The organism is Halocatena salina (assembly GCF_023115355.1).
Taxonomy (GTDB): Archaea; Halobacteriota; Halobacteria; order Halobacteriales; family Haloarculaceae; genus Halocatena; species Halocatena salina.
In genome coordinates this window covers 649,997-673,990 of record NZ_CP096019.1, presented here as the reverse complement: position 1 = coordinate 673,990, position 23,994 = coordinate 649,997, and the positions used below count along the sequence as shown (strand labels likewise).

Genomic DNA, 23,994 nt, shown 5'->3' with positions numbered 1-23,994 from the left:
TTCCTCCGCAACTGCCGGCAGCTGTCGGATTAAGGCCTTTAACCCACGCAACGGTACCGAGTGACGGTGGCTCGTGTAATAGATGTGTCGGCATTCACCCTCGGGAGCAAGTCACGGGAAAGCAGAGATTTCCCGTATCCAGTACATCGCGGAGCGATGTGCGAGAGCCTGAGGCACTCTGTCTTGACTTCTGTAGAACGCCCACCGGAGGACGGCGTTTCAGTACAGTGAAAATTGACGCCAATACACCTCTCGCAAGACGTGTCCATCCCATATTCCTATATTATAGGTTATATTTACATACCAATGAAAAATTCAGGACCATACGGATGATGCTAAGTACCAGGAGCTAAAACAGGGTGGCAACATGCTCGATGAGGAAATGGATGACGAGGAAGAATTAGACGAAGAGAATCCGGCCCCTGTCGGAGTGAAATTGGGAAGTACCCGAACAGTCGTGGTACAGCCCCAAGGCAACGTCGTTCGTACCCACGAGACGCTCACGTGTTTGGCGACGTATCAGGACGTGCTGACGGGCAAGCGCCGTGCGGTTTACGGCGAGGAAGCGGCGAACGAATATCCCGAGCGGGTGCAGTTCATGCTTCGGTCGGGGCTGCCCGAGGACGACGAGCGGGCCGAAACGGCGGCGACGTTTTTCAATAAGTTTGCACGAGCCAACAACGTGCCTGAAGACAGCGTCGTGGTGTACGCCATTCCGACGATCGACAACGAGCGGGGTCTGTCGAACCTGGCGGAAGTGATCGAACAGAGCGGTATCGGGAGCCAACTCATCCGGAGCTATCCGGAGTCGCTGTGTGGATCAGTTCCAGCGCTTGGCGGGGGATTGGACGCGATCAACCGGATCTTCATCGCGATCAACATGGGGTCGACGAACCTCGAAGCGTGTGCGTACCGGCGGGGTGAGCAGCTGTCCGGGTTTTCGACGGGCTCGGTCACCGGCAACGAGGTCGACCGGTGGATCGCCAACAACGTCGAGGAAGAAACCCAAGGCCGGGTGAACATCGATCAGACCACGGCGAGGGAGTACAAAGAGGAATACGGCGATTTCAACGATTTCCAGCCGTTTACCGACATCATCCAGCAGCCCGGCGGGGGAACCCACGAGTTCACCATCGAGCGCAGCGTGGTTGACGCGCTCGATCGGTACGTCGACGAAGCCGTCGACGAGATCGCAAACGAGTTCCTCCCACAGCTGGCGAACAGATACATCAAAATCTACAAGCAGACGTTGGAGGAGCCGATCGTTCTCACCGGAGGCATGGCTTGTATCCCCGGTCTCGTTGAAGAGTTCGAGGATCGACTCAGCAAAGAACTCCAGCACGAAGTCGAGGTAACCGCGCCCGAGGAGCCGGTGACTGCTGCTGCACGCGGTGCCCAACGCATCGCTCAGCGGTTCGTGGAGGACGACGCCTACTGATCGCTACAGAAAGAGAGGTCGAGGCCCGGTAGTCATGCGATCCGATCAAGTGCACCGGCTACGACGAGAGGTAGCGTCACGGTAGCATCGGCATAGACGGAAACGTTTCGAGCGTTCTTTTCGAGTTTCCCCCATGAACGGGCCTCATCGAGCGATGCTCCGGATAGTCCCCCGGTTTGGGGTGGATCCATCGTCAGTTGGACCGCATAGTCGTACGCTTTCGGAGTAACGAGCATGGTCTGTAACACGAAGTTCTTCGGAACACCGCCTCCGACGACGAAGGCCCCAGTGCTGTCCGCCTCGTACGCGATGTCGTTTAGATCGGACATATCCGACAGCGCGTCGAGCGAGAACGGGTTAACCTGCGATCGCAGCCATGCTTGGAGTCCGAGTACGGAGTCTTGGATCGCGGGAACGTAGACGGGGACGTCGTTTTCGAAGGCGGTAGCGGCAATCCCCGGAGCTTCATCGACGTTCTCGCGTTCGTTGACGGCGGCGTTTGCCCGTCCGAGTTCTTCCGTGAACGCTCGAATGCTTACCGGCTCTTCGAACGTCGGAAACACTTCCTCGCGGAGGTGTGATTCGAACAGCGCGAAGTGTTCTTGGGGGAGATACACGTTGTAAATGCGGTCGACCTCCTCATCACGGAGCTGTTCGTCGTGTTCGCGTTCGGTGTGCTCCCCGTTGACCCGGCCGTGGTGGTGTTTGCCGCCGATAGCTTCGATCGCGTCGTGTGTGAGGTTCGCTCCGGTCGTGACGAGCACGTCGATGTATCCGTTTCGAATGAGATCCGCGACGATCGCGCGCATCCCGGTCGGAACCATCGCCCCCGCGAGTCCGAAGAACACGGTGGTGTCGCTCGCAAACATCTCCGCGACGGTGTCGGTCGCCTCGTGGATGTTGGCCGCGCCGACGCCTGCGTTGCCGTACTCTTCGATGAGTTCTCCGACTGTCATTCCTGCACTGACATCCGTGTGGCCGATCGGATCGTGTTGGAACTCCGTTCGGGGTTGCTCACCGTTGGCATCGGAATCAGCGTCGTCCATGTAACCACTGCGTGTGGCACGTGTTTCAACGACCCGATCCGCGCTGCTCATCGGAGATCGTCGTCCATCGTCAGCCGATTATAGTCCGGTCGGATGGTCGATAAACGACGTTTCGATCCTCCAGCGATCGAGCAGCGATCCGAGCGCGCGAACGCCGAACGTCTCGGTGGCGTAATGCCCGGCGAGGAAGACGGTGAGTGCACTCTCTTTGGCCTCGTGGTAGGCCTGTTGTTTGCCTTCGCCAGTGATGAGCGCATCCACGCCGACGTCGCTGGCTTCGTCGATCCAATCGACGCCGCTGCCGGTGACGATCGCCACGCGTTCGATCGGCTCCGGGCCGAAGGGAAGCGTCTGTACGCGCTCGTTTTCGAGCGTCGTGAGCCGATCGGTCACCTCCTCGGTGGTCATCGGTTCCGGAAGCCGACCGCGCTGGCCGATCCGTTCTGGACCCACCGATCCGAACGGCGCTCGGTCTCGAAGATCCAGCCGGTCGGCCACTCCAGCCGCGTTCCCCAGCTGTTGGTGGCCGTCGAGCGGAAGGTGGGCGGCGTACAGCGCAATGTCGTTTTCGATGAGAGGGGCGATCCGTTCGTACTTTCGGTCGGTCACTCGTTCGAAGCCACCCCACGACACCCCGTGATGAACGAGGAGGAGATCCGCGTCCAGCGCAGCGGCTTCCTCGACCGTTGCTACGGCGGCGTCGACCGCGAGCGCAACGTGGTCGATCTCGGCTCGTTGCGGTCCGACCTGCAGTCCGTTCGCACTCGCGTCGATATCGGCGAACGCGTCGATACGAAGATGCTCGTCGAGTCGATCGCACAACTCTCGCAGTTCCATACCCCAGATTGAGGAGAGCCTGCCAAAAACGTGGGGCAATGGGGACAACGGTGTCAAGCTCAGTACGACTCGACGCGCAACCCGTCGACGGTCTCGAAGTCGCTCTCGTCTGTCACGACTGGTTCATCGTACTTCAGCCCCGTTGCCGCGACAATGGCGTTCTCTGAATTAAGGTTCGGTTTCGTATTGCTCGCCCGGTGGGTCCCCATCAAGATTCCCTATCGCCGGGCAAGGGTCCCATCGAGTGGTGCGATCGGTTTGTTGGCAGTGAGTTTCTCATAAGCCCGCTGGTTGGGTATCGTATCCGTGCCTGCTCCAACTCCGAAATAGAGCTCCCAAATGACGATGGATGGGAGGCGGAGCGGCAGTCCCGTCGCTTCGAGTTCGGCTGGTTTGGCTTTCGCGCCGTCGTCGTTGTCCCGGAGAGCAATAAGATAATTCGTATCAAGTATCATTCGAGACCATCGTCTGCTCCAGTTCCTCTCGCCCGGCGGCATCGTCAACCCACTCCGTTTCAGTTGCGAAGTCGAGAAGCGTGTACCCGCCGATAAGACGGTCAACCGCCTCTCCCCTCCTTTCAGCGCCTTGATTCGGTCGTGAATCCGAGTAGGCACCCGAATATGCTTATCTGACGTCTCTGAACTCATTGTTAACGAGTGTAAACGCTGCAAAAGCTCACTACGAGCACAAAAGAAGACGTCAAAGGAAAGTCATGTGTCAGCGGCGTGTTGATAGACGAACGACCGGAGCAATTTCCCAGCGAGCGTTGCTGCCTGTCCGTCGTCGCGGTCGTTCACCTCTACCACGTCGAACCCCACACAAGCTGGTGCGAGCGTACGGACCACCGCCTGCATCTCCCGCGCACCGAGTCCGAACGGCTCCATCGTTCCGGTACCGGGCGCAACGCTCGGATCAGCGGCGTCGATGTCGACACTCAGATACACCGAGCCGTCGATCGCCAGTGATTGGTCCCGAACGGACGCCAGCCAGTCCGATAGCTCGTTGGGCTCGACTACGGTTACATCCTCGGCGCTTGCCCGCTCCCACTCGGTTTCGTCGCCGGTTCGCGCACCGAGGATGATCGCCTCATCGGCCGTTTCGAGCGCGTGGTGGGTGACGGTGGCGTGGCTCGACGGATTCCCGTCGTACTCCGCCCGGAGATCAAGATGTGCATCGAGCGCGACGAACACGTCCGGCTCACACGCCCGGACACCGGCGCGGCTGACGGTGTGTTCTCCCCCGATGAGGATCGGTAGCGCCCCTTCATTGCGGATGTCTGAAAGCTTCCCGCCGAGGAACGTGAGATACTCCTCGGCGTCGTCCCACGCGTGGAGGTCACCGTCGTCGTGAACACCGAGCTCGGAAAAGTGACCTCCGGTGTGGTGGTCGTAATCCTCGAACGACCGGGCGAACAGCCGCACTCGATCCGGCCCGAATCGAGTGCCGGGCTGGAACGTCGTCGACACGTCGAGCGGCGCACCGACGATCACGTACGCAGCTGCCTCTCGATCGGTTACTGCTCCGGGAAACATAGGTGGTGGATCAGAACGAGCGTGATCAGACGACTTTCCGTTGGCTCTCGTGTTCGAGATACTCGATCTCGTCGTCAGGAGATGGGTCCAGTCCGTCCGGGACTCGCATCGTAAACGTCTCGTAGCTTTCCAGATCCATTACCTGCATGTCGTCGCCGTCGAGGCTGATGACTTGGCCCTGTTTGCGGTCGATGATCGGCACCCACACCTTCGCGTCGACGGGCTGGGTGAAGTTGCGCTTCCGTTCGTCGAACACGCCTTTCCCCTCGACACGAGCTTTCGCGCTCCCGTGTTTGCCGGGTTTTGCCGTGCTGTAGGAGTTGATCACACAGGGTGTCTCGTCGATCATCACGTAGCTACCCTCTTGGAGATCACGAACTTCCGTCTGTTGTTTCGCCATACCGCGTGTATCAGGTGTGCTGGTATAAACGGTTTGGAAGCATTAGCACCGGTGGAGAGCTACTCGTGGCGTGAGAGGAACGAATCGAGCCGGGAAAGTCCTTCGTTCAACTCCTCGCGCGCCAGTCCGAACCCGATCCGAAAGCGGTCGGACACGCCGAACGCATCTCCCGGCGCGAGAACCACGCTCTCCTCTCGAAGGAACCGTTCACAGAACGATCGTCCGGTCGCAAAGCCGTCCGGAACGGTCACGAAGCCGTTGACACCGACGGGATCGTACCAGTCGAGACCGTGCGTTTCTAACACGCTGTGGGTCTCCGCTTTGTGTTCCCGAGCCAGCCCACGGTTCTCAGCAAGGATCTCGTTTTCCGCGTCGATCGCTTGTTTGGCGACGTGTTGGCCGAACGGTGACGGCGAGATCGTGGTGTAATCCTTCCAGTGATTGATCGTCGAGACGACCTCTGGCGGTCCCGCTAGCCACCCGAATCGAAGCCCAGCCAATCCGTACGCCTTCGTCAGACTGGTTGTCGAAATTCCGTACGGTCCCATGCTGGCCACGGGCGGGATCGGATCGTCGGCCAGCATCCGATACACCTCATCGCACAGCAGATACACGCCGCGGTCGGCGGCCAGTTCGTACACGGCGTTCATCGTCTCCTCGGAGTGGTATTTTCCAGTCGGGTTGTTGGGATTGTTCACGACGACGAGCGTCGTCTCCGGGCGCATGGCCTCCGCGATCGCGTCGGGATCGAGCGACCACTCGGGAGGAGTCAACTCCACGCGCGTGACGGTCCCAAGAGAATCGGGTACCGCGTGCAGGGACTGATAGGTCGGCGTGACGACGACCGCGTGGTCGCCCTCGTTCAACAGCGACAGAAACGCGAGGAAGTTCGCTTCCTGTGTGCCACAGGTGAACACCACTTCGTCCTGATCACGACCGTACCGGGCAGCGATCTCGGCCCGGAACGATGGATCGCCGTTGGTTGGGATCACGTATCCGAGTTTCCCGACATCGAGATCGAATCGGGACGCTGAAAGGCTCCGAATCCCGCTTTCGGCGAGCATGATGTCGGCCTCGTGCTCATGGGCTGCAAACCAGCGCTCCAACGTGAACGGCTCGATATCCATACCACCCGTTCACACCGAAGGCAAAAAATACCATTACTGTGCACTCCGTTCGTCTACCAAACACGATGGATATTCGAATCAAAAAGATAACTATTCGTGTTCTATGATCTGTTCGTGCATGGAACACACGTCACGACGCGGATTTCTGGCAGTGAGTGGGACAGCGGTCGCAGCGGTGTCCCTCGGTGGGATTGTAGGGGGGAGATCGGTTCCTCGGTCGGTCACGTTTGCGACGTACAACATCGAGGATCTCACGACTGAACAGGTACAGTCTCGGGGGGATCCCCAAGCAGCTGCTGCCGCGCGGGTGATTCAGGAGGTTCGTCCGGACGTGCTCGCGCTCAACGAACTCGTCAACAACCGACAGGCGAGTGTGGTCAAAGACGTGCCAGCCACGCCAACGAACGCCCGGGCGTTCGTCGAGAACTACCTGCGCGTTCCGCAGCGCGAGGACCTCACCGGCATCGAGTATCCGTTCGTTCACACGCCACCGAGCAACACGGGCGTCCACAGCGGGATGGATCTCGATAACGACGGGACGATCGACGACACCCCCGGCGATCAGGGATACGCCGACGATGCTTACGGCTTCGGCCAGTACCCCGGCCAGTACGCGCTGGCGATCGTAAGTCGGTACCCGATCGAGACCGACGCAGTCCGGTCGTTTCGACGGTTTCGATGGCAGGATATGCCCGACAGTGAAATCGTGCGCGATCCCGTCTCCGACATGTATCTTACCGATGAGGAGACGGATCGGTTTCGGCTCTCCTCGAAAACCCACGTTGACGTACCCGTTGCCTGTCTTGGCACCACCGTCCACGCGCTGTTGGCCCACCCGACGCCGCCCGTGTTCGATGGGCCGGAGAACTTCAACGGAAAGCGTTGTCACGATGAGATCCGGCTGTTGGCCGACTACGCCGCCGGTGTGAGTTACGTGTGCGATGACGACGGACGACGCGGCGGTCTCTACGACGACGCGTCGTACGTCCTGCTGGGCGATATGAACGCCAGCCCCGGAGACGACGAGACGCTCCGGGCTGTGGATACGTATTTCCTCGGTGGGGAATTCAACACCCGACGGTTCCCCACGAGTCCCGGTGGCGCACAGGCTAGTTCACCGTATTTAACGGCCGAGTTCGGACAGCAGGTCGATTACGTGCTCCCCTCACCGGATCTCTCGGTCCGTAACTCCGCGGTGGTGTGGCCCAGCGAGAACGCGAACCGGCGAGGGCTGAGACGGGACGTGGAGACGGCATCCGATCACAGGCTGGTTTGGGCCGATGTGGTGCCGTAAATTCAACACCAGATCCTCCATCGAATTCAGCAATTGCCTTGGGATCGGGTCATCCAGACGCCGACAGCGCAGTGGCATGTGCTCAGTCCTCGATTCGCTCGTCCTCTCGTTGACGCATGCTCTGGCGCGTGAACTGCGGTCGCGCGCGGATTCCCCGTCGTTTCCGGAACGAGTGATACAGCACCGCGGCAATGCCGAGCGAGAGCACTATCATGAAAAGCGCCCCGAGCAGTTCCGCAGCGATGTACAACGCTACGGTCGAAAGCACGCTGACCGATAGCCCCATCCCGAGCACGAGCCGTTTGGCAAGGGTGTCGAGCACGCCGTTAGGGTCGTTCAGTTCGGATTGGACGACGAGGTTATCGCGTTCGACGCGGTCCAACGCGCTTTCGAGTTTCGGTGGCACGCGCAGCGTCGATCGCGTCGCTCGTTCGAATTCGTCGAGCTGTTCGCGGACGAACTCGCGCGCAGTGGCTTCGAGGTAACCCTCTTCGCGTAGGAACTCCGTTGCGACCGCGATGAAATCGAACTCCGGATCGAGCGTGACACAGACGCCTTCGACGACGGTTGCCACCCGGAGCACGAGCGCGAGATCCGGCGGCAGGCGGAGCGGGAACTCGTAAACCGTGTCTTCGATCTGGTTGATTATCTGTTGGACGCGGTACTGTTCGATTTCCTCTCCCCGGGCATCGGCGATGGCGAGTTCCATTACGTCCGCCATCACCTCTCGATCAGCTTCGGGACTGAGCGTTCCCATCTCGATGAGCGCATCGAGTATGGCGTCCGTATCCCGGTTTGCGATGGCAATGTAGAAATCGACGATCCGATCTTGGACGAACGGATCGACTCGACCACTCATCCCGAAATCGTACAGTACAAGAGTTCCATCGGGTTTGACTGCCAGATTTCCAGGGTGGGGATCGGCGTGAAACACGCCGTGGACGATGATCATCTCGAAGTACGCTCGTTCGAGCGTTTCGGCGAGCTGGGTACGATCGACGTCGAGCGCGTCGACGTCATCGATTTCGGTTATCTTCGTTCCACTGACGTACTCCATCGTGAGCACCCGGCCGGTCGAGCGTTCATCAACGACGACTGGTACCTGGACATTCTCGTTGTCGAGATCACCTCGGATCTCACGGAGCATAGCCGCCTCCCGTTCGTAGTCCATCTCCTGTCGGATAACTCGGGCGAACTCATCAGCAAGCGTCTCAAGCGAGAACGCTTGTGCTTCATCGACGAACGGCACCAACAGGGGCACCGAGAATTTGATGACGCGCAAGTCGGTTCGGACGAGCGGCCCGATTCCCGGACGACGGACTTTCACCGCCACAGTCTCATCGTCGAATTCGGCAACATACACCTGTCCGAGGCTCGCACCGCTGATACTCTCGGTGTCGAAGTTGTCGTAGGCTTCCTCGATGGGACCGAGTTCGGATTCGATCACATCTCGCGCCTCGGGCCACGGCGCGGGCGGAACCCGGTCTTGGAGTTGAGTCAGCTCGTCGATGTACTCCGGTGGAAGGATATCGGGCCGCGTCGAAAGCAGTTGTCCCAGTTTGATGAACGTCGGCCCGAGCGTGAGAAAGGAGCTTCGAAGGGTGCGCGCGCGTTCGCGATGCTGTTCGCTCGACACCCGCCGCCCCTCTCCGAACAGGAGAAACCGGTGACGATCACGGGCGAACGCGAAGAAAAGCGGAAGGAACTGCCACGCGACGACGAAAAACCGCCGGTACGCGCGGAACATCACCGATCTGCCACCTCAGCCCTCCGTGATCGGGATCCGACGCCCGGTCGACTTGGGTAACCGGAGCTTGAGAACGCCCCGGTGGATGGTCGCCCCATCATCTACGTCCGCGTCGGTATCGACGTCCGGTGGGAGGGGTAACGTGACGTCGATAAACATCGACCGATCTTCTTTGAGATATCGGAACTCGGTCGGAGACTCCTTTTCACGGCGGGCTTCGATCCGGAGCTGGTGGTCGTTCACCCACACGTCTACTGTCTCCGGGGTTGCCCCCGGAAGATCGACGACGAGTACGTACTCGTCGTCGGACTCCCCCACATCGACGAACACCGAATCGGGCAACCCCAGCTCCCGAACCGCATTACGTAGGGCAGACATACCTGTATGTACGCTCGCATGGGCGAAAAAACCCCCGGAACACGTTCTATCGGGCAACGTCTCGTTCGGTGCTCTGGCGTTTCGGACCGTCCCCCGGGACGTTTTTGTTGCATCGCACGGACGGTCAGATATGACTGACGTGTGCGGGGGGTTCAGTTCGGTAGCTCGGGTGGACGCTGCACGATCGAAACTGCTCGAGGCCTCGAAGCCACTCACCGACACCGAGCGAGTATCCCTCTTGGAGGCGGGCGGACGGGTGCTCTCTGCGCCTGTTCGATCCAACCGTGACGTTCCCGCCTACCAACGGGTGGCGATGGATGGGTGGGCCGTTCGTGCTCGGGACACGTTCGGGGCAAGCGATCGCTCGCCGGTGACGCTCGGAGCAAGCGAGACGGTGGGTCCGGATAGCGTCGTTCCGGTCGATACCGGTCAGAAACTCCCATCGGGTGCCGACGCAGTGGTACAGGTCGAACAAACGGAACCCCACGATGACGAGGTGGAGATCTTCGAAGCTGTCGCAGGCGGTGAGAACGTCGCTCCGATCGGTGAAGATGTCGAGATGGGACAGCAACTGTTCGATTCCAGCCACCAGCTTCGGCCGTCGGATCTCGGGCTGCTCAAATCAACTGGCGTCTCGGACGTCCCGGTGTACGAACGCCCGACTGTCAGCGTGATTCCGACCGGAGAAGAACTGGTCCAATCCACACCAGAGCCGGGAGAAACCATCGAGACCAACGGCCAGACCGTCGCCCAGTACGTCGATCGGTGGGGTGGTACACCCATCTATCGGGACGTCGTTCCCGACGAGTTCGAGGCGTTGGGTGTCGCCATCGAACGTGATCTCACCGCTGACGTCGTCGTCACTACCGGTGGCACGAGCGTTGGCGAGCGTGATCTCGTTCCCTCAGTGGTCTCGGAACTCGGACGGGTGCTCGTTCACGGGGTGGCGCTTTCACCGGGACATCCGGTTGCTCTCGGCATCGTCGACGATACGCCGGTCGTCATGTTACCGGGTTATCCGGTTTCCTGTATCGTCACTGCCGTGCAGTTTCTCCGACCGTTGATCAAGCACGTGGGCCACTGTCAGTGTGACCCCCACCCCGCCACGGAGGCGCGGCTCTCGCGGAAGATCCACAGCGAGCCGGGCGTACGGACGTACGCCCGAGTGACGGTCGATCGATCCGGAGAACAACCCATCGCCACGACGGCCTACGTGAGCGGTGCAGGGGTCCTTTCAAGTGTCGCTTTCACCGATGGGTGGGTCGTCGTTCCCGAATCACGCGAAGGGATACCGGAAGACGAACTGGTTACGGTCGAAAACTGGGAGGCACACCGATGAGAAAGGAGTTCCGAAATCTGGCATCGCCCGAATCAGTTCACGAGGCCATCGAATCGCTCGATCTCACCGGCGATCCAGAGCGGGTACCGCTGCGGGCAGCCAGGGGTCGTGTACTGGCCGAACGACTCGACGCACCGATCGACGTTCCGGGGTTCGACCGGGCGAGCGTCGACGGCTATGCTGTGTGGGCACGGGATACGTTCGGTGCTACCGAGACTGATCCCGTCGAACTCGACCGGATCGGAACCGTCCACGCGGGAACGGAGCCGGACACGGAGGTCGAATCGGGTGCGTGCGTGGCGATCTCGACGGGAGCAGTTCTTCCAGCGGGTGCAGACGCCGTCGTGATGGTCGAGCGAACTGACGAACGCGACGGTCGGATCGAAATCCGAACGAGCGTCGCTCCCGGCGAGCGTGTGATGGCTGCCGGTGCAGACATCGCGGCTGGCGAACGGGCGCTCGGACCGGGGACGCGACTGACACCCCGAGAGATCGGTCTTCTTTCGGCGTTGGGTGTCAGTGAGGTGGCGGTCGTCGGTGCGCCTTGCGTGGGTATCATCTCCACTGGCGACGAACTCGTTCCACCGGGCGAGCAACTGAACAGCACCGCCGGACAGATCTACGACGTCAACAGCTACACGATCGCGGCTGGCGTCGAAGCCGCCGGTGGTACCGTCGAACGGTATCCCCACGTTGGTGACGACTACGGGGAGATGGAACGGGTGCTCCGGAAGGCTGCAAGCGAGTGTGATCTCGTGGTGTCGTCGGGATCAACGAGCGCTGGTGCTGTCGACGTCGTCTACCGCGTTCTCGAACAGCAAGGCGAACTTCTCGTTCACGGCGTGGCGGTCAAACCCGGAAAGCCGATGCTGGTCGGTGAACTCGAAGACGCCGCCTACGTCGGGCTGCCCGGCTATCCCGTCTCGGCGCTCACGATCTTCAACACGTTTCTCGCGCCAGCGATCCGGCGTGCAGCCGCCCAGCCGACTCCTCGAACCACGACAGTTACCGGCCGAATGGCACAGCGAGAACGGTACCGTGAGGGTCGGTTGCGTTTGCTTCCCGTCGGGCTGGTCGAAAGCGGCTCGAATGAAACGCTCGCTGTCGATACCACTGCAAGCAGCGACACCACTTGCTCGATCGATATCGACGGCGAGACACTGGTGTATCCCGTCGATAAAGGAAGTGGGGCGACGACGAGTCTCGTAGAAGCCGATGGTGTCGTGAAGATGCATCCAGACACCCACGAGATCGCCACGGGAGAGCGCGTCGAAGTGTCGCTGTTCTCTCCCGCCGTTCGTCCGCCGTCGGTGTTCGGTGTCGGTGAGGACGATCCTGCGTTTTCGGAACTGCTCGACCGTGTCGATCGTCCACGCTATCTCGGAATGGGAAGCCGAGCGGGTTGCAGACGGCTACGAAACGGGGTCGTCGACGTCGCACTCGTCACTTCTGGAACCGTTTCGACGACCCTCACGACCGACACCGCAGCCGAACTCGAAGACAGCCTCACCACCGCGCTCGGGTTCGAAACGACGGTACTGGGAGGTTGGACGCGCGAATGGGGACTGATCGTTCCAGCAGACAATCCCGAAGACGTGACCGGACTAGCTGATCTCGTCGATTTAGATCTCCGTTTTGTCAACCGAACCACTGATTCGGGACTGCGAGCGACACTTACCGACGCGATCGACAGGCTGGCAGCCGAGCGGTCGGAATCACCCCAAGCGTGCATCGACTCGATCGATGGATTCGAGTTCGCGGTTCGTGCCCACGAAAGTCCGATACGGTCGGTGCTTGATGGGACGGCCGACGCCGGACTCGGGCTTCGGTCGACCGCCAACCGACTCGATGTCGAGTTCGTTCCGGTGGGTACCGAACGCGTGTTCGTGCTGGCAAACCCGGATCGAACGGACAAAGACGGCGTGATCGCGCTCGATACCGCTCTGTCGGCGGCCGGTGTGGGTATCGACGCGGATTCGACGCCTGCATCGGCTGTCACTGACGTAGATAGCTTCACCGGTCGTCCGGGTTACGACCGATTGTAGTCCCTGCTATCCCCGCGACCGGGAACGGACGACACCATCAATCCGTCGCGGGACTACGGGAGGGTGTGATGATCTCGTCTAGCTGTGCCACCCGTTGGTCACCGAGGACACAGATACCGCGTCTGTCGTGACCGTGTCGTTCGACGTGAATACCGTCGAGACCGACGTTCCACGCTGCTCCGATGTCTTGTGGGCTGTCACCAGCGAGTACCCCCCGAGCGATGTCACCGTCGTTGCGGATGCCCATCCTTGCGAGCGTCTCGTACACCGGCGTCGGGTCCGGTTTCCAACCGGTATCGTCGGTACAACAGAACACGGCGTCGAACCAGTCCCGGATGTGGAGCTGATCGAGCACCGGATCGGTGAGATACCGCTGACAGTGTGTCACCACTCCGATCGGACAGTCGAGCGTCGAGAGGAGTCGTTCGGCGTCGTCGTACAGAAACGTAGCCGCCGCGCGAGCCTCGGCGTCCTCGACGTCGTGGAACACCGACCAGAAGCGGGCTGGGTCGATCCCTTTCTCTGCAAGGAGTGTGTTGCGGTGATCTCCGAACCCATACCAGAGCGCCGTCGTCTCCCACTCGGAAAACTCGTGGCCGAGTCGGTCTCCAACGGCCATTATTACCTCTCTCGTGTAGCTCGGTTCGACATCGACGAGGGTCCCGTCGAGATCGAACACCCAAAAATCATACGACTCAAGCGTCGAATCCATCGGAACACCGAATACGGTCCGAGAACGCATAATTTTTGTCCTGGCTTCAGCGTGGCTCTCGGACATGAATCGCGCTTCCGAGGTGGTTTTTCACCACTTCGTCAGCGCTCGTGGCGTTTCCAAACGGCGATGGCTGGCGTTCGAGCGCTTCCTCGATGGCGTCTTTCAGCGCATCGAGGTACGTCTCATTCGTTCGCAACTCGACGAACGCGACGTGTTCGACGGCGACCGGTCCCAATACGTTCTCTGCCAACTCCCGGAGCGGTAGCTGGTCGTTTACCGCACCACGCCAGAGATGATCCCGGAAAAACAACCATCCGTCCGCTTCCGGTCGAGCGGCGGGCCACGACACCAACGTCTCGAACGTCTCTGGGTCGACTCGCACGTCCGTGTCGGGTTGCAGCCGAAAGCGAACCCGAAGGATGTACGCCGCTGCTGGATCAGTCACGATTCACGAAGGGCTTCGAACTGCTCGGCGAGATCGATGTCCTGCTCGGTGATGCCGCCCGCGTCGTGGGTCGTCAGGCGCACCTCAACCTCCCGCCACCCGATCGTGATCTCGGGGTGGTGAAACGCCGACTGAGCGATCCCACCGATCCCTGCGGCAAAGCCCACCCCATCGAGGTAGCCATCGAACTCGTAGGTGCGAACGATTTCCTCGCCGTCGCGCTCCCAGTTGTCGGGCAACGATACCTCGATCTCCTCATCGGATAACGTCTCCGTCATACCTGATCGAACGGCCGGATCGCACATAACAGTCGGGGTAATGTTGAAAACCAAGGCTAGTACCCGCGCCGGCGTTCGGCCGTCACCGAAGGGATCAGCTCCGGTGGTCGAACACCCGTTGTACCTTTCCGGTTTCTGTGCGTTCGATCGTGTCGGGTTCGACGACGGTGATCGCATCGGGCGTCAGATCGAGGATTGCGTTCAACCGTTCGAGGATCCGCGTTTCGAGCGCCGTGAGATCATCTTCGTAGCGCTCGTGATGTTCAGCCGTAATTTCTATCCGATCGAGTGCACCCTCTCGACTGAGATCGATTCGGTAGTGGGGAGCGACCTCGGGGATGTCGAGCATCGTCGCCTCGATTTGGCTGGCGTACACGTTCACGCCGCGAACGATGAGCAGATCGTCGGTTCGTCCCGTGACGTTGTCCATCCGGGCGTGCGTGCGTCCACACGCACACGGTTCGCGGGTGAGTGACGTGATGTCACCCGTCCGATAGCGCAAGAGGGGAAGAGCTTCTTTGGTGAGCGTCGTGAGAACGAGTTCGCCCTGCTCACCGTCCGGAAGCACCTCGCCCGTCTCGGGATCGATGATCTCCGGATAGAAATGATCCTCCCAGACGTGGAGTCCATCTTGTGCCGCCGCGCACTCGATCGAAACGCCGGGACCAATGATCTCCGACAGCCCATACACGTCGATAGCGGTGACGCCCAGCGCCGCCTCGATCTCCTCGCGCATCGGATCGGTGAACGGTTCGGCACCGATCAACACCGTCGACAGGGGTAACCCATGGGGATCGATCGATCGCCGTTCCATCTCCTCGGCGAGGTACAGACAGTACGACGGCGTACAGGCGAGCACGTCACAGCCGAGATCCACCAACAGCTCGATCTGTCTCGCCGTGTTTCCTCCACCGACGGGGACCACCGTCGCCCCGAGCTCCTCACAGCCGTCGTGAAACCCCAGTCCGCCCGTGAACAACCCATACCCATACGCGTTCTGAACGACATCGTTCTCCGTAACGCCCGCCGAAGCCAATGACCGGGCCATCACCGACCGCCAGATACCGAGATCCGCGTCGGTGTACGAAACGATCTTTGGCGTACCAGTCGTCCCCGACGACGCATGAACTCGTTGGACAGCATCCCAATCGACCGCAAACAACCCGTCGGGAAACTCCACTCGAAAATCCTCCTTCGTGGTGAACGGGAGCCGGGCGCAGTCCTCGATTCCATCAATGTCCCCCGGTGAAAGCCCTGCCTCCTTCAACACCTCCCGATAAAACGGCACGTTCTCGTGAGCGTACGTCACGATATCGCGCAATCGCTCGGATTGTAGTTCATGCAGCCGCTCTCGGTCGGACGTTTCGATCGTACTATACGTCATTAATGTTAGTTTGCAATGCCATACCAAATGTGTTTGGGTCAGTTTGACACGACTCGAGGAACGAGATAGATGGGTGTCACCACATCAGTCGGAACCTCCGGAAGAGAGCAACCCTACTCGCCGAGAGGACCGCCGATCCAACGTGTACATGAATGGCTCGTTTATTGTGTTGAATGGTAAATTTCAAAAGTTCTATGAAGGTGGGAAGGCAATATAACAATAAATCATGAATATTTCACTGTCGAGGCTCGAACGAACGTCAGTACCGGAGATTACAACGACCATACGCAACGCCGGTATCGGGGGAGCTGGTGGGGCTGGATTCCCCTCATACGCGAAGTGGGAGCGTGTAGAAGAGGTCGATTCGTTGCTCATAAATCATCAGGAGAGCGAACCGAACTTCTTCGTCGACAAATGGCTGGGGCAAACGCATACAGCGGCGTTAGCGACGCTGTTCGACGCATTACTCGACCGGTTGTTTGACGTGATCGTCGTGGCTGCAAAGGAGGTCGATCGGAACGAGTACACGAGTGAGTTGGAAGCAGCGACCGACGCCACTGTGTATCTTCCTGAGGAGTTGCCAGTCGACGACGCCGAGACTGGGGTCGTCTTCGCCTACACGGACGACCGGTATGAGTACGGAATGGAAAGCGTTCTCCTCCGACTCGTCGATGGCACCATCATCCGCGACGATCTCCCGATGGATCACGGATGGATCGTCCAAAACACCGAATCCATCTACAACATGTATCGAACCTTCACGGAAGGCACACCAGTAACCCACAAGTACCTCCACGTGGACGGGGAGGTTCCCCGGCACCGGTTCCTGCGAGCACCGATCGGCACTCCCGCGACCGAACTTCTTCGGGCAGCTGGCCGTCCAGTTACGGAGCTGCCGGCCGATGCGGTGCTCGCCGACGGTGGTCCAGGATGGTGTTTCTTGATCGATGAACCGCCCGATCGGTTCGGAATCCGCAAACGAACGAACTGTCTCCTCGTGATTGACGAGGAGACTGCGACGGAACAGACGCTTGGCGAGGACCGGATCAACATCCTCACGGAATACGACCACAGCAAGCAGGAGATGGAAACCGAACCGACGGCGACGATCGATCCGGATTACGTGCGGATCCCGCTGATCACGAACACCGCGTTTCAGGGTATCGTCGAACCGAGCCACCCCATCGTTGAACCGGGTGATCACGTCGAGACGGGGCAGATGATCGCCACACCCAACTCAATGGGTATCAGTATCCCACAACACGCGTCCATCGACGGGACGGTGACGGACGTTTCCGAACGGTGTATCGAGATCGAGACGGATGATCGCGTGCGATCTACTCGCGCAAGAGCCAAGACTGGTACCGGGATCGGATACTGGACATGGTGTGTGACGTGTGGTTCACACGCCATTCCCCCAATGGATGAACCAATGCTCGATCCTACTCGGTACGTCTGTCCAGAGTGTCGGTAGCGACCTTCCGCTACCGACGGCACGGACGCCAAAACGGTCGGTGATCTCTATACATTGCTTCCCGCCACCGGAAGCTCATCATCCGATCAGCGTGACAGCGTCGTTGTGACGTCCGATCTGATCCACGCGTTAGCGTTCGATCGGTCACAAATGACGTATCTATCCCCATCCTCGTAGGATGCATACTCATCGAGATCGGGAACGGGAAGAGAGCTACCCGCATCTACTCGGAGCGAATCATCGATGGTGTCCGGTCGTTCTCCCATCAAATTTTGCTATTTCTCAGTACGATATATACTCTGTGTTTAAATAATAATATCGTATTATGATGTCACGGTGTGTGGTACCATCCGGTGACAGATAAAACGAGCCAGTCGAGAAACGACGATCGGTGGTACCACGTTGGAGATTCCATCGTCACCGACGATCCTCAGCCGGTGATGTGCGCTTCGACCAGCAGTTCAGCCACCGAAATCACGGCCAGAATCACCATTCCCTCGACGATCGACAGTACACCAGCGTCGATGGTGTAGATAACTGCGGCCATCGCACCCAGCAGAATGAATAGTTCAACTGTGTATAATTTCTGAAGATCACGACGGTGTGCCATGTATTCACCTAGTTCTCTAAGTTCACTGGTAGCCGCGCTCAAAATACTCCTTTCCACCATGCAATAATATAATTCAGCATATTATATAAATATTTTCTATTTTTCAAACCATAGATAGATATACCGGTGTGTTTTTCCCGCCGTTGGCAGTAGCTACGGCGTATGACCGACGCACCAGTTGTTGATGAACTGACACCGCCGGTACGAACGCTCATGGGTCCCGGTCCAAGTGATGTTCATCCCCGGGTGTTACGCGCGATGGGGACGCCGCTGGTGGGCCACCTCGATCCCGTTTTTCTCGACGTGATGAACGAGGTCCAAGAGCTGCTCCGGTACACGTTTCGGACGGACAATCAGTGGACGCTCCCGATCAGCGGGACAGGATCGGCGGCGATGGAAGCGGCGTTTGGCAACTTGGTCGAGCCCGGGGATACGGTGCTCGTGCCATCGAACGGTTATTTCGGCCACCGGATGGCGAGCATGGCGAACCGGGCCGGGGGCGAGGTGGTTTCGGTCGACGCACCGTGGGGAGAGCCGCTCGATCCGAATGACGTACGCGATGCGTTCGAGACTCACCAGCCCGAGGTGTTCGGGTTCGTTCACGCCGAAACGAGCACCGGCGTCCGCCAGCCTGCGGTGTCCGAACTGACCGAGATCGCTCACGCTCACGACGCGTTCGTGATCGCAGACACCGTCACGTCGCTCGGTGGTGTCGAGCTGCGCGTCGACGCGTGGGACATCGACATCGCGTATTCGAGCGCGCAAAAATGTCTCTCCTGTCCCCCGGGTGCGAGCCCGATCACGCTGTCGGATCGGGCGATAGATCGGATCCTCACCCGGGAGACGCCCGTTCGGTCGTGGTATCTCGATCTGTCGTTGCTAGAAGGATACTGGGGGGAAGATCGCTCGTACCATCACACGGCCCCGATCACGAACGTGTACGCGCTGCGGGAGGCACTCCGATTGGTGGCCGAGGAAGGTATTGAACGCCGTTGGGAGCGCCACCGACGGGTCGCGCGAACGCTCGTTTCGGGGATGGAGGATCTCGGGTTGGACAGGTACGCCGCCGAAGAGTACTGGCTTCCCAGCTTGAACACCGTACGTATTCCCGACGAGGTCGACGAGACGGCGCTCATCGACCATCTATTGAGCAAATACGGCATCGAGATCGCCGCAGGACTCGGCGACCTTGCCGGTGAAGTGCTCCGCATCGGCTGTATGGGCCATTCTGCTCGCCCTGCAAACGTTCAGTATCTCCTCTCAGCACTCGAAGAGTCGCTCAACCGTTCCTAGTGGGGCCACCTCGCGGTTCGAAAGCGCGATGGACGAGACTCCCACCGTGTAGCTCGCTCCATCTCAGCCACCCCGAGTTACGTGTCATCTTCTGGACCGGAACAAACGGTGACCTGCGTTCGTCCAGTCGTCAGTCCCGGCCGAGCTAAGAGAGTCGGAACACGACTCGAAAAACTAAACGATCTTCTATCATGGACCTCGATTAAACATTATTTGCGTTTTATTGATGAGGATTTAACGATGGTAATGGATAATCGTGGGAATTCTAGTTCTCGGGTCGCAATATTTATCACGAATGGTGTCTAATGATATGGTAGTTAGTACCAAACGACTATCAGCCACGTAGTACGGTGACACATGTGAGTGCGAACTCGAAACGATCGGAATCGAACAGTGTGGAATCGCTCGATTGGATGCTATCGGTCGACGATCGGTTGCTCGCCTACTTCGGCAAGCACGGTCCGGGGCTGTGTCCCGAGGCGGCCGGGATGCTCGGACTTCACGTCTCGTTTGCCGAACAGCGGTGCGAAACGCTGTGTGAACACGGGTTCTTACGCAAACGCGACACCCGTTATCACCTGACGGATCGCGGACAGCAGTATCTCGACACCTACGAGTAGACTATCGGTGAACTCGTTGGATGGGGATCGTGAAAGTCATTCATCCGCTCCGTTCGCGCGTTCGATGCCCCGTTTGACGCCGTCGGCGATGATCTTATAACAGAGACCTGCCACTCCCGTGAGTATCACTATCGTTCCCAGAAGTAAAGCGATCACTCCGATCAGGAGGACGCTCGTCGATCCCATCGTTCCGAGGGAGATCCATAGCGATCCGAGGGCGATCATGCTCCCCCCGCCAAGAACGGTGAACAACAGCGAACGGATCAGTCTGAAACCGTATGCGTTGGCTTCCGAGAGGGTCACAGCAGCCATATCTTTCCATGAGATTAGCGAGTAATGTCTCTATCGTTGTGACGACCGTTTCGACGAGCCTCGCTGCTCGGGTTCCTTACTCGTCGTCTTTGGGTTGGCCCCAGTACTCCGCTCTAGTGGGGCGTTCCTCGACAGCCATCACGTCAAGGTCATCCTCCGTAGCGTGGATGGCTTCAAGGGCGGCCTCCGCGCTCGGGACGGTCGAGAAGTACGTCACCGACTCCTCGACGGCGACTTCGAGAGGATCGCGGTTGCGCGAAACGATGAGATCGATCTCTCCGTCTCGGATGGCCTCCTCGAACGTCTCGGTGTCCTCGAACGCCACGATGTCGAAGTACTCCTCGAACCCCTCGACAGGGAGGTCCACGACGGCCGTTCCCTCCGTCGGGATCGGTTTGTCAGTGGCGTCTTGGGCCTTGTCGTAGGCTTTTCCGAACGACTGGGCGGTACCCATAATCTCGCCAGTGGATTTCATCTCCGGACCGAGACGTGGATCGCTGCCCGGGAGCCGGTCGAACGGAAGCACGACTTCCTTGACGCTGGTGTGTACTGGCACCTGTTCGGTCACGTCGAGATCGGACAACGATCGGTCGGCCATCACTTTCGCGGCAAGCTTTGCGATCGGTACGCCGGTCGCTTTCGAGACGAAGGGCACCGTCCGCGAAGCACGGGGATTGGCTTCGAGGACGTACACCTCGCCGTCTTGGACGGCAAGCTGGACGTTCAACAGTCCGACTGTCGAGAGTTCACGAGCGATGTCCTCAACGACCTCACGTACGCGACGGTTGACGTCCCGCCCGAGCGATCGTGGCGGGATCATACACGCCGAATCACCGGAGTGAACGCCTGCGCTTTCGACGTGCTCCATGATGCCCCCGATGAGCACGTTCTCACCGTCGGACACCGCATCGACGTCCAGCTCTACGGCGTCTTCGAGGAAGCGATCGATGAGGATCGGCTTTTCCGGACTGACACGAACGGCCTCCTCGATGTACGTTTGCAACTCTTCGTCGTCGTACACGACCCGCATCGCCCGACCACCGAGCACGTACGACGGACGCACGAGCACCGGGTAGCCGATGTCGTGGGCAAGCGTGAGCGCCTCGTCTTCGCTTCGCGCCGCGCCGCCTTCGGGCTGGGAGATGTCGAGTGACTCCATCAGCGCGTTGAACCGATCCCGGTCTTCGGCGAGATCCATCGCATCGACGGACGTACCGAGGATCGTACAGTCCAGTTCCCGGCGGTCGAGTTCGTCTTCGAGTGGATTGCCGATATTGACCGACGTCTGGCCACCGAACTGCACCATCACCCCGTCAGCACCGGTCTCTTCGACGACATCAGCGACCTCCTCGGCGGTGATCGGCTCGAAAAATAGCCCGTCAGACGTATCGTAATCCGTACTCACCGTCTCGGGATTGTTGTTCACCACGTGGACGTCGATTCCGAGTTCCTCCAACGCTTGAACTGCGTGCACCGAACAGTAGTCGAACTCCACGCCTTGCCCGATGCGGATCGGCCCGCCGCCGACGACCACGACGCTGTCGACGTCCCGGTCGACCTGCACTTCGGTGTGGTCGCTCTCGACGTAATTCACGGGGTCGCGTGCGGAGTAGTAGTATGGTGTGGAGGCGGCGAACTCGCCTGCACAGGTGTCGACCTGCTTGAACTGCCGGTCGACAGTTGCCTGTTCGACTGCGTCGACCCGCTCCGGCGTTGCCGCCGTGCCGGATCCGTATTCGGATACGTCGGCCGTGGTTGCCGACGTCTCGGTGAGTGCTGCGACCTGTCGGTTCGTAAAGCCGGCTTCGGCAGCCGGCTCGAACTCACCGTTCTGTGCCGCGCTGGCGGCCTCTGCGATCCGACCGAAGCGCTCGACGTACCAGCGTTCGATCCCTGTCAGTGCCACTATTTCCTCGACGCTGTACCCCCGATCGAACGCCTCGAACATCGCGTACGGACGGTCAGGGGTAGGCGTTTCGAGATACGCCGATTCGAGTGTGTCGTCGTCGACCGTCGCCCAGTCGACGCTTGGTTCGTATTCGCTCGATCGAAGCGCCTTGAGTAGGCTCTCCTCGAAGGTCCGTCCGATCGCCATCGCTTCGCCCGTCGATTTCATCGCTGTCGTGAGCGTGAAATCGACGTCCTCGAACTTGTCTTTGGGCCACCGGGGAACTTTCGTCACCACATAATCGATCGCTGGCTCGAACGCCGCAGTCGTCTCGCCCGTGATCTCGTTTTCGATCTCGTGCAAGCGCTTTCCGAGCGCGACTTTCGCGGTGACCCGGGCGATCGGGTAGCCGGTCGCCTTAGAGGCCAGCGCCGAAGACCGTGAGACGCGCGGATTGACTTCCACCACGCGGTACTCCCCGCCCGGGGTGCCGTCGTCGCGCCACGCGAACTGAATGTTACAGCCGCCTTGAATCCCGAGATCGCGGATCACGTCGAGCGCTGCCGTCCGCATCACTTGGTGACCGTCGTCAGGAATCACCTGACTCGGCGTGACGACGGTCGACTCGCCGGTGTGGATCCCCATTGGATCGATGTTCTCCATGTTACAGATGATGATGCACGAATCCGACTCGTCGCGCATCACCTCATACTCCAACTCGACCCAGCCAGCGATCGATTCGGTGATCTGTACCTCGTGGTTGCGCGACAGCTGGAACCCCTTTCGGACGCGCTCTTTCAGTTCGTCCATCTCCTCGACGACGCCGCTCCCGCTGCCACCGAGCGTGTACGCCGTCCGCATGATTACCGGCAGCCCACCGACGGCCTCGACGGCGTCTTCGACTTCATCCATCGCCGTGACCGTCTCCGACCGACACACCGGCTGGTCGATCGATTTCATCCGCTCGCGGAACAGATCCCGGTCCTCGGTCGCGTAAATGGTGTCTAGCGGCGTTCCCATGATCTCCACGTCGTACTCTTCGAGAACACCCTGCTCTGCGAGTTCGGCCGTGACGTTCAACCCCGTCTGTCCACCTAGCCCGGCGATGACGCCGTCGGGGGTCTCCTTGCGGATGACCTCGGCGATCGCTTCGGTCGTGATCGGTTCGATGTACACCTTGTCAGCCATCTCCGGATCGGTCATGATCGTCGCGGGATTGGAGTTGACGAGCACGACCCGCGCCCCTTCCTCTTGGAGCGCGCGACACGCCTGTGCACCGGAGTAATCGAATTCAGCTGCCTGTCCGATCTGAATCGGACCGCTTCCGATAAGCAGAATCGTCCGCTGGTCACTCATTACCTGATACCATTCGCACATCGTAATAAGTTCGGCGAAATTCTACGAATGACGGAAATCGGTTACGAATTTCGGAAACGGCACCGCAGCATCATCCCAGAGACATCGAATCCGAGAAGCAAGGTGAGAAACAGCGGCGGTGATGACCCCGTAGAACGCACTGTAGTGTGCTCAGGTGGAATGAATCCGATATCGGTAGGGATGCTCGTGGATGACTTCGACCTCCGAATCGGCGTATCGTCCGAGGATCGTGGCGATCTGGTGGGTGCTGTCAAACGCCTCACCGTGTTCTTCGAGCAGATCGAGGATTTCCCGCGCAGTTAGCGGCTCGTCAGGCTCGACCGACCCAATCACATCTCGAATCCGTTCGAACTCACCCCGGTGGACGGACATACGGATACACACTGTTGCGAGTACTATAAAGACAGTACCCCCT

General features: G+C 59.6%; 25 protein-coding genes. 7 read left to right on the top strand and 18 right to left on the bottom strand.

Going from position 1 to position 23,994, the window contains the following annotated elements; translation table 11 throughout:
- Positions 1–367 precede the first annotated feature (367 nt).
- Positions 368–1,438, top strand: coding sequence for an actin-like salactin (locus MW046_RS03390; RefSeq protein ID WP_247994164.1), 1,071 nt, complete (start codon positions 368–370; stop codon positions 1,436–1,438).
- 32 nt (positions 1,439–1,470) lie between these two features.
- Here MW046_RS03390 and MW046_RS03385 read toward each other — a convergent pair whose 3' ends face one another.
- From MW046_RS03385 to MW046_RS03355, 7 genes are all read right to left on the bottom strand, one after another.
- On the bottom strand, positions 1,471–2,484 hold the full coding sequence (locus tag MW046_RS03385; protein ID WP_247994800.1) for a deoxyhypusine synthase: 1,014 nt from the start codon (positions 2,482–2,484) through the stop codon (positions 1,471–1,473).
- Positions 2,485–2,562: 78 nt separating this feature from the next.
- Positions 2,563–3,321, bottom strand: a complete 759-nt coding sequence (locus MW046_RS03380) for a Nif3-like dinuclear metal center hexameric protein (protein WP_247994163.1) — start codon at positions 3,319–3,321, stop codon at positions 2,563–2,565.
- A gap of 59 nt (positions 3,322–3,380) precedes the next feature.
- A complete protein-coding gene (locus tag MW046_RS03375; RefSeq protein WP_247994162.1) occupies positions 3,381–3,530 on the bottom strand; it encodes a PIN domain-containing protein in 150 nt (49 codons plus the stop codon).
- Positions 3,531–3,539: 9 nt separating this feature from the next.
- Complete coding sequence (locus tag MW046_RS03370) at positions 3,540–3,776, bottom strand: PIN domain-containing protein (protein WP_247994161.1); 237 nt, start codon at positions 3,774–3,776, stop codon at positions 3,540–3,542.
- Positions 3,777–4,031: 255 nt separating this feature from the next.
- Entirely contained in the window at positions 4,032–4,853 is an 822-nt protein-coding gene (speB, locus tag MW046_RS03365; RefSeq protein ID WP_247994160.1) for an agmatinase, read from the bottom strand.
- A gap of 25 nt (positions 4,854–4,878) precedes the next feature.
- A complete protein-coding gene (locus MW046_RS03360; RefSeq protein ID WP_247994159.1) occupies positions 4,879–5,253 on the bottom strand; it encodes a translation initiation factor IF-5A in 375 nt (124 codons plus the stop codon).
- Positions 5,254–5,312: 59 nt separating this feature from the next.
- Positions 5,313–6,380, bottom strand: a complete 1,068-nt coding sequence (locus MW046_RS03355) for an aminotransferase class I/II-fold pyridoxal phosphate-dependent enzyme (RefSeq protein WP_247994158.1) — start codon at positions 6,378–6,380, stop codon at positions 5,313–5,315.
- Positions 6,381–6,498: 118 nt separating this feature from the next.
- On the opposite strand from MW046_RS03355, the gene MW046_RS03350 reads away from it, so the two are divergent.
- Positions 6,499–7,674 carry an endonuclease/exonuclease/phosphatase family protein gene (locus tag MW046_RS03350; RefSeq protein WP_247994157.1) on the top strand — a complete coding sequence of 392 codons (1,176 nt, stop codon included), beginning with the start codon at positions 6,499–6,501 and terminating at the stop codon, positions 7,672–7,674.
- A gap of 82 nt (positions 7,675–7,756) precedes the next feature.
- On the opposite strand, the gene MW046_RS03345 is transcribed toward MW046_RS03350, so the two are convergent.
- On the bottom strand, positions 7,757–9,424 hold the full coding sequence (locus tag MW046_RS03345) for an ABC1 kinase family protein (RefSeq protein WP_247994156.1): 1,668 nt from the start codon (positions 9,422–9,424) through the stop codon (positions 7,757–7,759).
- Positions 9,425–9,436: 12 nt separating this feature from the next.
- Positions 9,437–9,799, bottom strand: coding sequence for an Hsp20/alpha crystallin family protein (locus tag MW046_RS03340; protein WP_247994155.1), 363 nt, complete (start codon positions 9,797–9,799; stop codon positions 9,437–9,439).
- Between the two features lie 130 nt (positions 9,800–9,929).
- On the opposite strand from MW046_RS03340, the gene MW046_RS03335 reads away from it, so the two are divergent.
- Both MW046_RS03335 and MW046_RS03330 read left to right on the top strand, forming a co-directional pair.
- Positions 9,930–11,138, top strand: coding sequence for a molybdopterin molybdotransferase MoeA (locus MW046_RS03335; protein WP_247994154.1), 1,209 nt, complete (start codon positions 9,930–9,932; stop codon positions 11,136–11,138).
- Complete coding sequence (locus MW046_RS03330; protein WP_247994153.1) at positions 11,135–13,183, top strand: molybdopterin biosynthesis protein; 2,049 nt, start codon at positions 11,135–11,137, stop codon at positions 13,181–13,183. The genes MW046_RS03335 and MW046_RS03330 overlap by 4 nt, the downstream gene beginning before the upstream one ends.
- A 37-nt stretch (positions 13,184–13,220) precedes the next feature.
- Here the strand turns inward: MW046_RS03330 and MW046_RS03325 are convergent, their stop codons facing one another.
- From MW046_RS03325 to paaK, 4 genes are all read right to left on the bottom strand, one after another.
- On the bottom strand, positions 13,221–13,925 hold the full coding sequence (locus tag MW046_RS03325) for an HAD family hydrolase (protein WP_247994152.1): 705 nt from the start codon (positions 13,923–13,925) through the stop codon (positions 13,221–13,223).
- Positions 13,926–13,941: 16 nt separating this feature from the next.
- Positions 13,942–14,343, bottom strand: coding sequence for an LWR-salt protein (lwrS, locus tag MW046_RS03320; protein ID WP_247994151.1), 402 nt, complete (start codon positions 14,341–14,343; stop codon positions 13,942–13,944).
- Positions 14,340–14,621: a 4a-hydroxytetrahydrobiopterin dehydratase gene (locus MW046_RS03315; protein WP_247994150.1), complete on the bottom strand. Its 282-nt coding sequence runs from the start codon at positions 14,619–14,621 to the stop codon at positions 14,340–14,342. The genes lwrS and MW046_RS03315 overlap by 4 nt, the downstream gene beginning before the upstream one ends.
- A 94-nt stretch (positions 14,622–14,715) precedes the next feature.
- A complete protein-coding gene (paaK, locus tag MW046_RS03310) occupies positions 14,716–16,005 on the bottom strand; it encodes a phenylacetate--CoA ligase PaaK (RefSeq protein WP_247994149.1) in 1,290 nt (429 codons plus the stop codon).
- 226 nt (positions 16,006–16,231) lie between these two features.
- Between paaK and MW046_RS03305 the strand changes: the two genes are divergently transcribed.
- The gene (locus tag MW046_RS03305) at positions 16,232–17,479 is read left to right on the top strand and encodes a hypothetical protein (protein WP_247994148.1); all 1,248 of its coding nucleotides are present in this window, start codon (positions 16,232–16,234) and stop codon (positions 17,477–17,479) included.
- Positions 17,480–17,565: 86 nt separating this feature from the next.
- On the opposite strand, the gene MW046_RS03300 is transcribed toward MW046_RS03305, so the two are convergent.
- On the bottom strand, positions 17,566–17,745 hold the full coding sequence (locus MW046_RS03300; RefSeq protein WP_247994147.1) for a DUF7331 family protein: 180 nt from the start codon (positions 17,743–17,745) through the stop codon (positions 17,566–17,568).
- A 164-nt stretch (positions 17,746–17,909) separates the two neighbouring features.
- Positions 17,910–18,089, bottom strand: a complete 180-nt coding sequence (locus tag MW046_RS03295; RefSeq protein WP_247994146.1) for a hypothetical protein — start codon at positions 18,087–18,089, stop codon at positions 17,910–17,912.
- A gap of 162 nt (positions 18,090–18,251) precedes the next feature.
- Between MW046_RS03295 and MW046_RS03290 the strand changes: the two genes are divergently transcribed.
- Positions 18,252–19,382: a pyridoxal-phosphate-dependent aminotransferase family protein gene (locus tag MW046_RS03290; RefSeq protein ID WP_247994145.1), complete on the top strand. Its 1,131-nt coding sequence runs from the start codon at positions 18,252–18,254 to the stop codon at positions 19,380–19,382.
- 359 nt (positions 19,383–19,741) lie between these two features.
- Positions 19,742–20,002, top strand: coding sequence for an IclR family transcriptional regulator (locus MW046_RS03285; RefSeq protein ID WP_247994144.1), 261 nt, complete (start codon positions 19,742–19,744; stop codon positions 20,000–20,002).
- Positions 20,003–20,038: 36 nt separating this feature from the next.
- On the opposite strand, the gene MW046_RS03280 is transcribed toward MW046_RS03285, so the two are convergent.
- From MW046_RS03280 to MW046_RS03270, 3 genes are all read right to left on the bottom strand, one after another.
- On the bottom strand, positions 20,039–20,314 hold the full coding sequence (locus MW046_RS03280; RefSeq protein ID WP_247994143.1) for a hypothetical protein: 276 nt from the start codon (positions 20,312–20,314) through the stop codon (positions 20,039–20,041).
- A 76-nt stretch (positions 20,315–20,390) separates the two neighbouring features.
- A complete protein-coding gene (gene carB / locus MW046_RS03275; protein ID WP_247994142.1) occupies positions 20,391–23,558 on the bottom strand; it encodes a carbamoyl-phosphate synthase large subunit in 3,168 nt (1,055 codons plus the stop codon).
- 171 nt (positions 23,559–23,729) lie between these two features.
- Positions 23,730–23,951: a hypothetical protein gene (locus MW046_RS03270; protein WP_247994141.1), complete on the bottom strand. Its 222-nt coding sequence runs from the start codon at positions 23,949–23,951 to the stop codon at positions 23,730–23,732.
- Positions 23,952–23,994: the final 43 nt, after the last annotated feature.

Excerpts from the sequence above, each read along its gene's own strand:
- MW046_RS03315 (WP_247994150.1), bottom strand. The coding sequence starts at position 14,621 with ATGACGGAGACGTTATCCGATGAGGAGATCGAGGTATCGTTGCCCGAC.
- MW046_RS03330 (WP_247994153.1), top strand. The coding sequence starts at position 11,135 with ATGAGAAAGGAGTTCCGAAATCTGGCATCGCCCGAATCAGTTCACGAG.
- MW046_RS03350 (WP_247994157.1), top strand. The coding sequence starts at position 6,499 with ATGGAACACACGTCACGACGCGGATTTCTGGCAGTGAGTGGGACAGCG.
- MW046_RS03375 (WP_247994162.1), bottom strand. The coding sequence starts at position 3,530 with ATGGGGACCCACCGGGCGAGCAATACGAAACCGAACCTTAATTCAGAG.
- MW046_RS03360 (WP_247994159.1), bottom strand. The coding sequence starts at position 5,253 with ATGGCGAAACAACAGACGGAAGTTCGTGATCTCCAAGAGGGTAGCTAC.
- carB (WP_247994142.1), bottom strand. The coding sequence starts at position 23,558 with ATGAGTGACCAGCGGACGATTCTGCTTATCGGAAGCGGTCCGATTCAG.
- MW046_RS03390 (WP_247994164.1), top strand. The coding sequence starts at position 368 with ATGCTCGATGAGGAAATGGATGACGAGGAAGAATTAGACGAAGAGAAT.
- MW046_RS03370 (WP_247994161.1), bottom strand. The coding sequence starts at position 3,776 with ATGATACTTGATACGAATTATCTTATTGCTCTCCGGGACAACGACGAC.
- MW046_RS03355 (WP_247994158.1), bottom strand. The coding sequence starts at position 6,380 with ATGGATATCGAGCCGTTCACGTTGGAGCGCTGGTTTGCAGCCCATGAG.
- MW046_RS03305 (WP_247994148.1), top strand. The coding sequence starts at position 16,232 with ATGAATATTTCACTGTCGAGGCTCGAACGAACGTCAGTACCGGAGATT.
- MW046_RS03380 (WP_247994163.1), bottom strand. The coding sequence starts at position 3,321 with ATGGAACTGCGAGAGTTGTGCGATCGACTCGACGAGCATCTTCGTATC.
- MW046_RS03385 (WP_247994800.1), bottom strand. The coding sequence starts at position 2,484 with ATGGACGACGCTGATTCCGATGCCAACGGTGAGCAACCCCGAACGGAG.
- MW046_RS03335 (WP_247994154.1), top strand. The coding sequence starts at position 9,930 with ATGACTGACGTGTGCGGGGGGTTCAGTTCGGTAGCTCGGGTGGACGCT.
- MW046_RS03340 (WP_247994155.1), bottom strand. The coding sequence starts at position 9,799 with ATGTCTGCCCTACGTAATGCGGTTCGGGAGCTGGGGTTGCCCGATTCG.
- MW046_RS03270 (WP_247994141.1), bottom strand. The coding sequence starts at position 23,951 with ATGTCCGTCCACCGGGGTGAGTTCGAACGGATTCGAGATGTGATTGGG.
- MW046_RS03300 (WP_247994147.1), bottom strand. The coding sequence starts at position 17,745 with ATGGGAGAACGACCGGACACCATCGATGATTCGCTCCGAGTAGATGCG.
- MW046_RS03325 (WP_247994152.1), bottom strand. The coding sequence starts at position 13,925 with ATGCGTTCTCGGACCGTATTCGGTGTTCCGATGGATTCGACGCTTGAG.
- MW046_RS03290 (WP_247994145.1), top strand. The coding sequence starts at position 18,252 with ATGACCGACGCACCAGTTGTTGATGAACTGACACCGCCGGTACGAACG.
- MW046_RS03295 (WP_247994146.1), bottom strand. The coding sequence starts at position 18,089 with ATGGCACACCGTCGTGATCTTCAGAAATTATACACAGTTGAACTATTC.
- paaK (WP_247994149.1), bottom strand. The coding sequence starts at position 16,005 with ATGACGTATAGTACGATCGAAACGTCCGACCGAGAGCGGCTGCATGAA.
- MW046_RS03280 (WP_247994143.1), bottom strand. The coding sequence starts at position 20,314 with ATGGCTGCTGTGACCCTCTCGGAAGCCAACGCATACGGTTTCAGACTG.
- speB (WP_247994160.1), bottom strand. The coding sequence starts at position 4,853 with ATGTTTCCCGGAGCAGTAACCGATCGAGAGGCAGCTGCGTACGTGATC.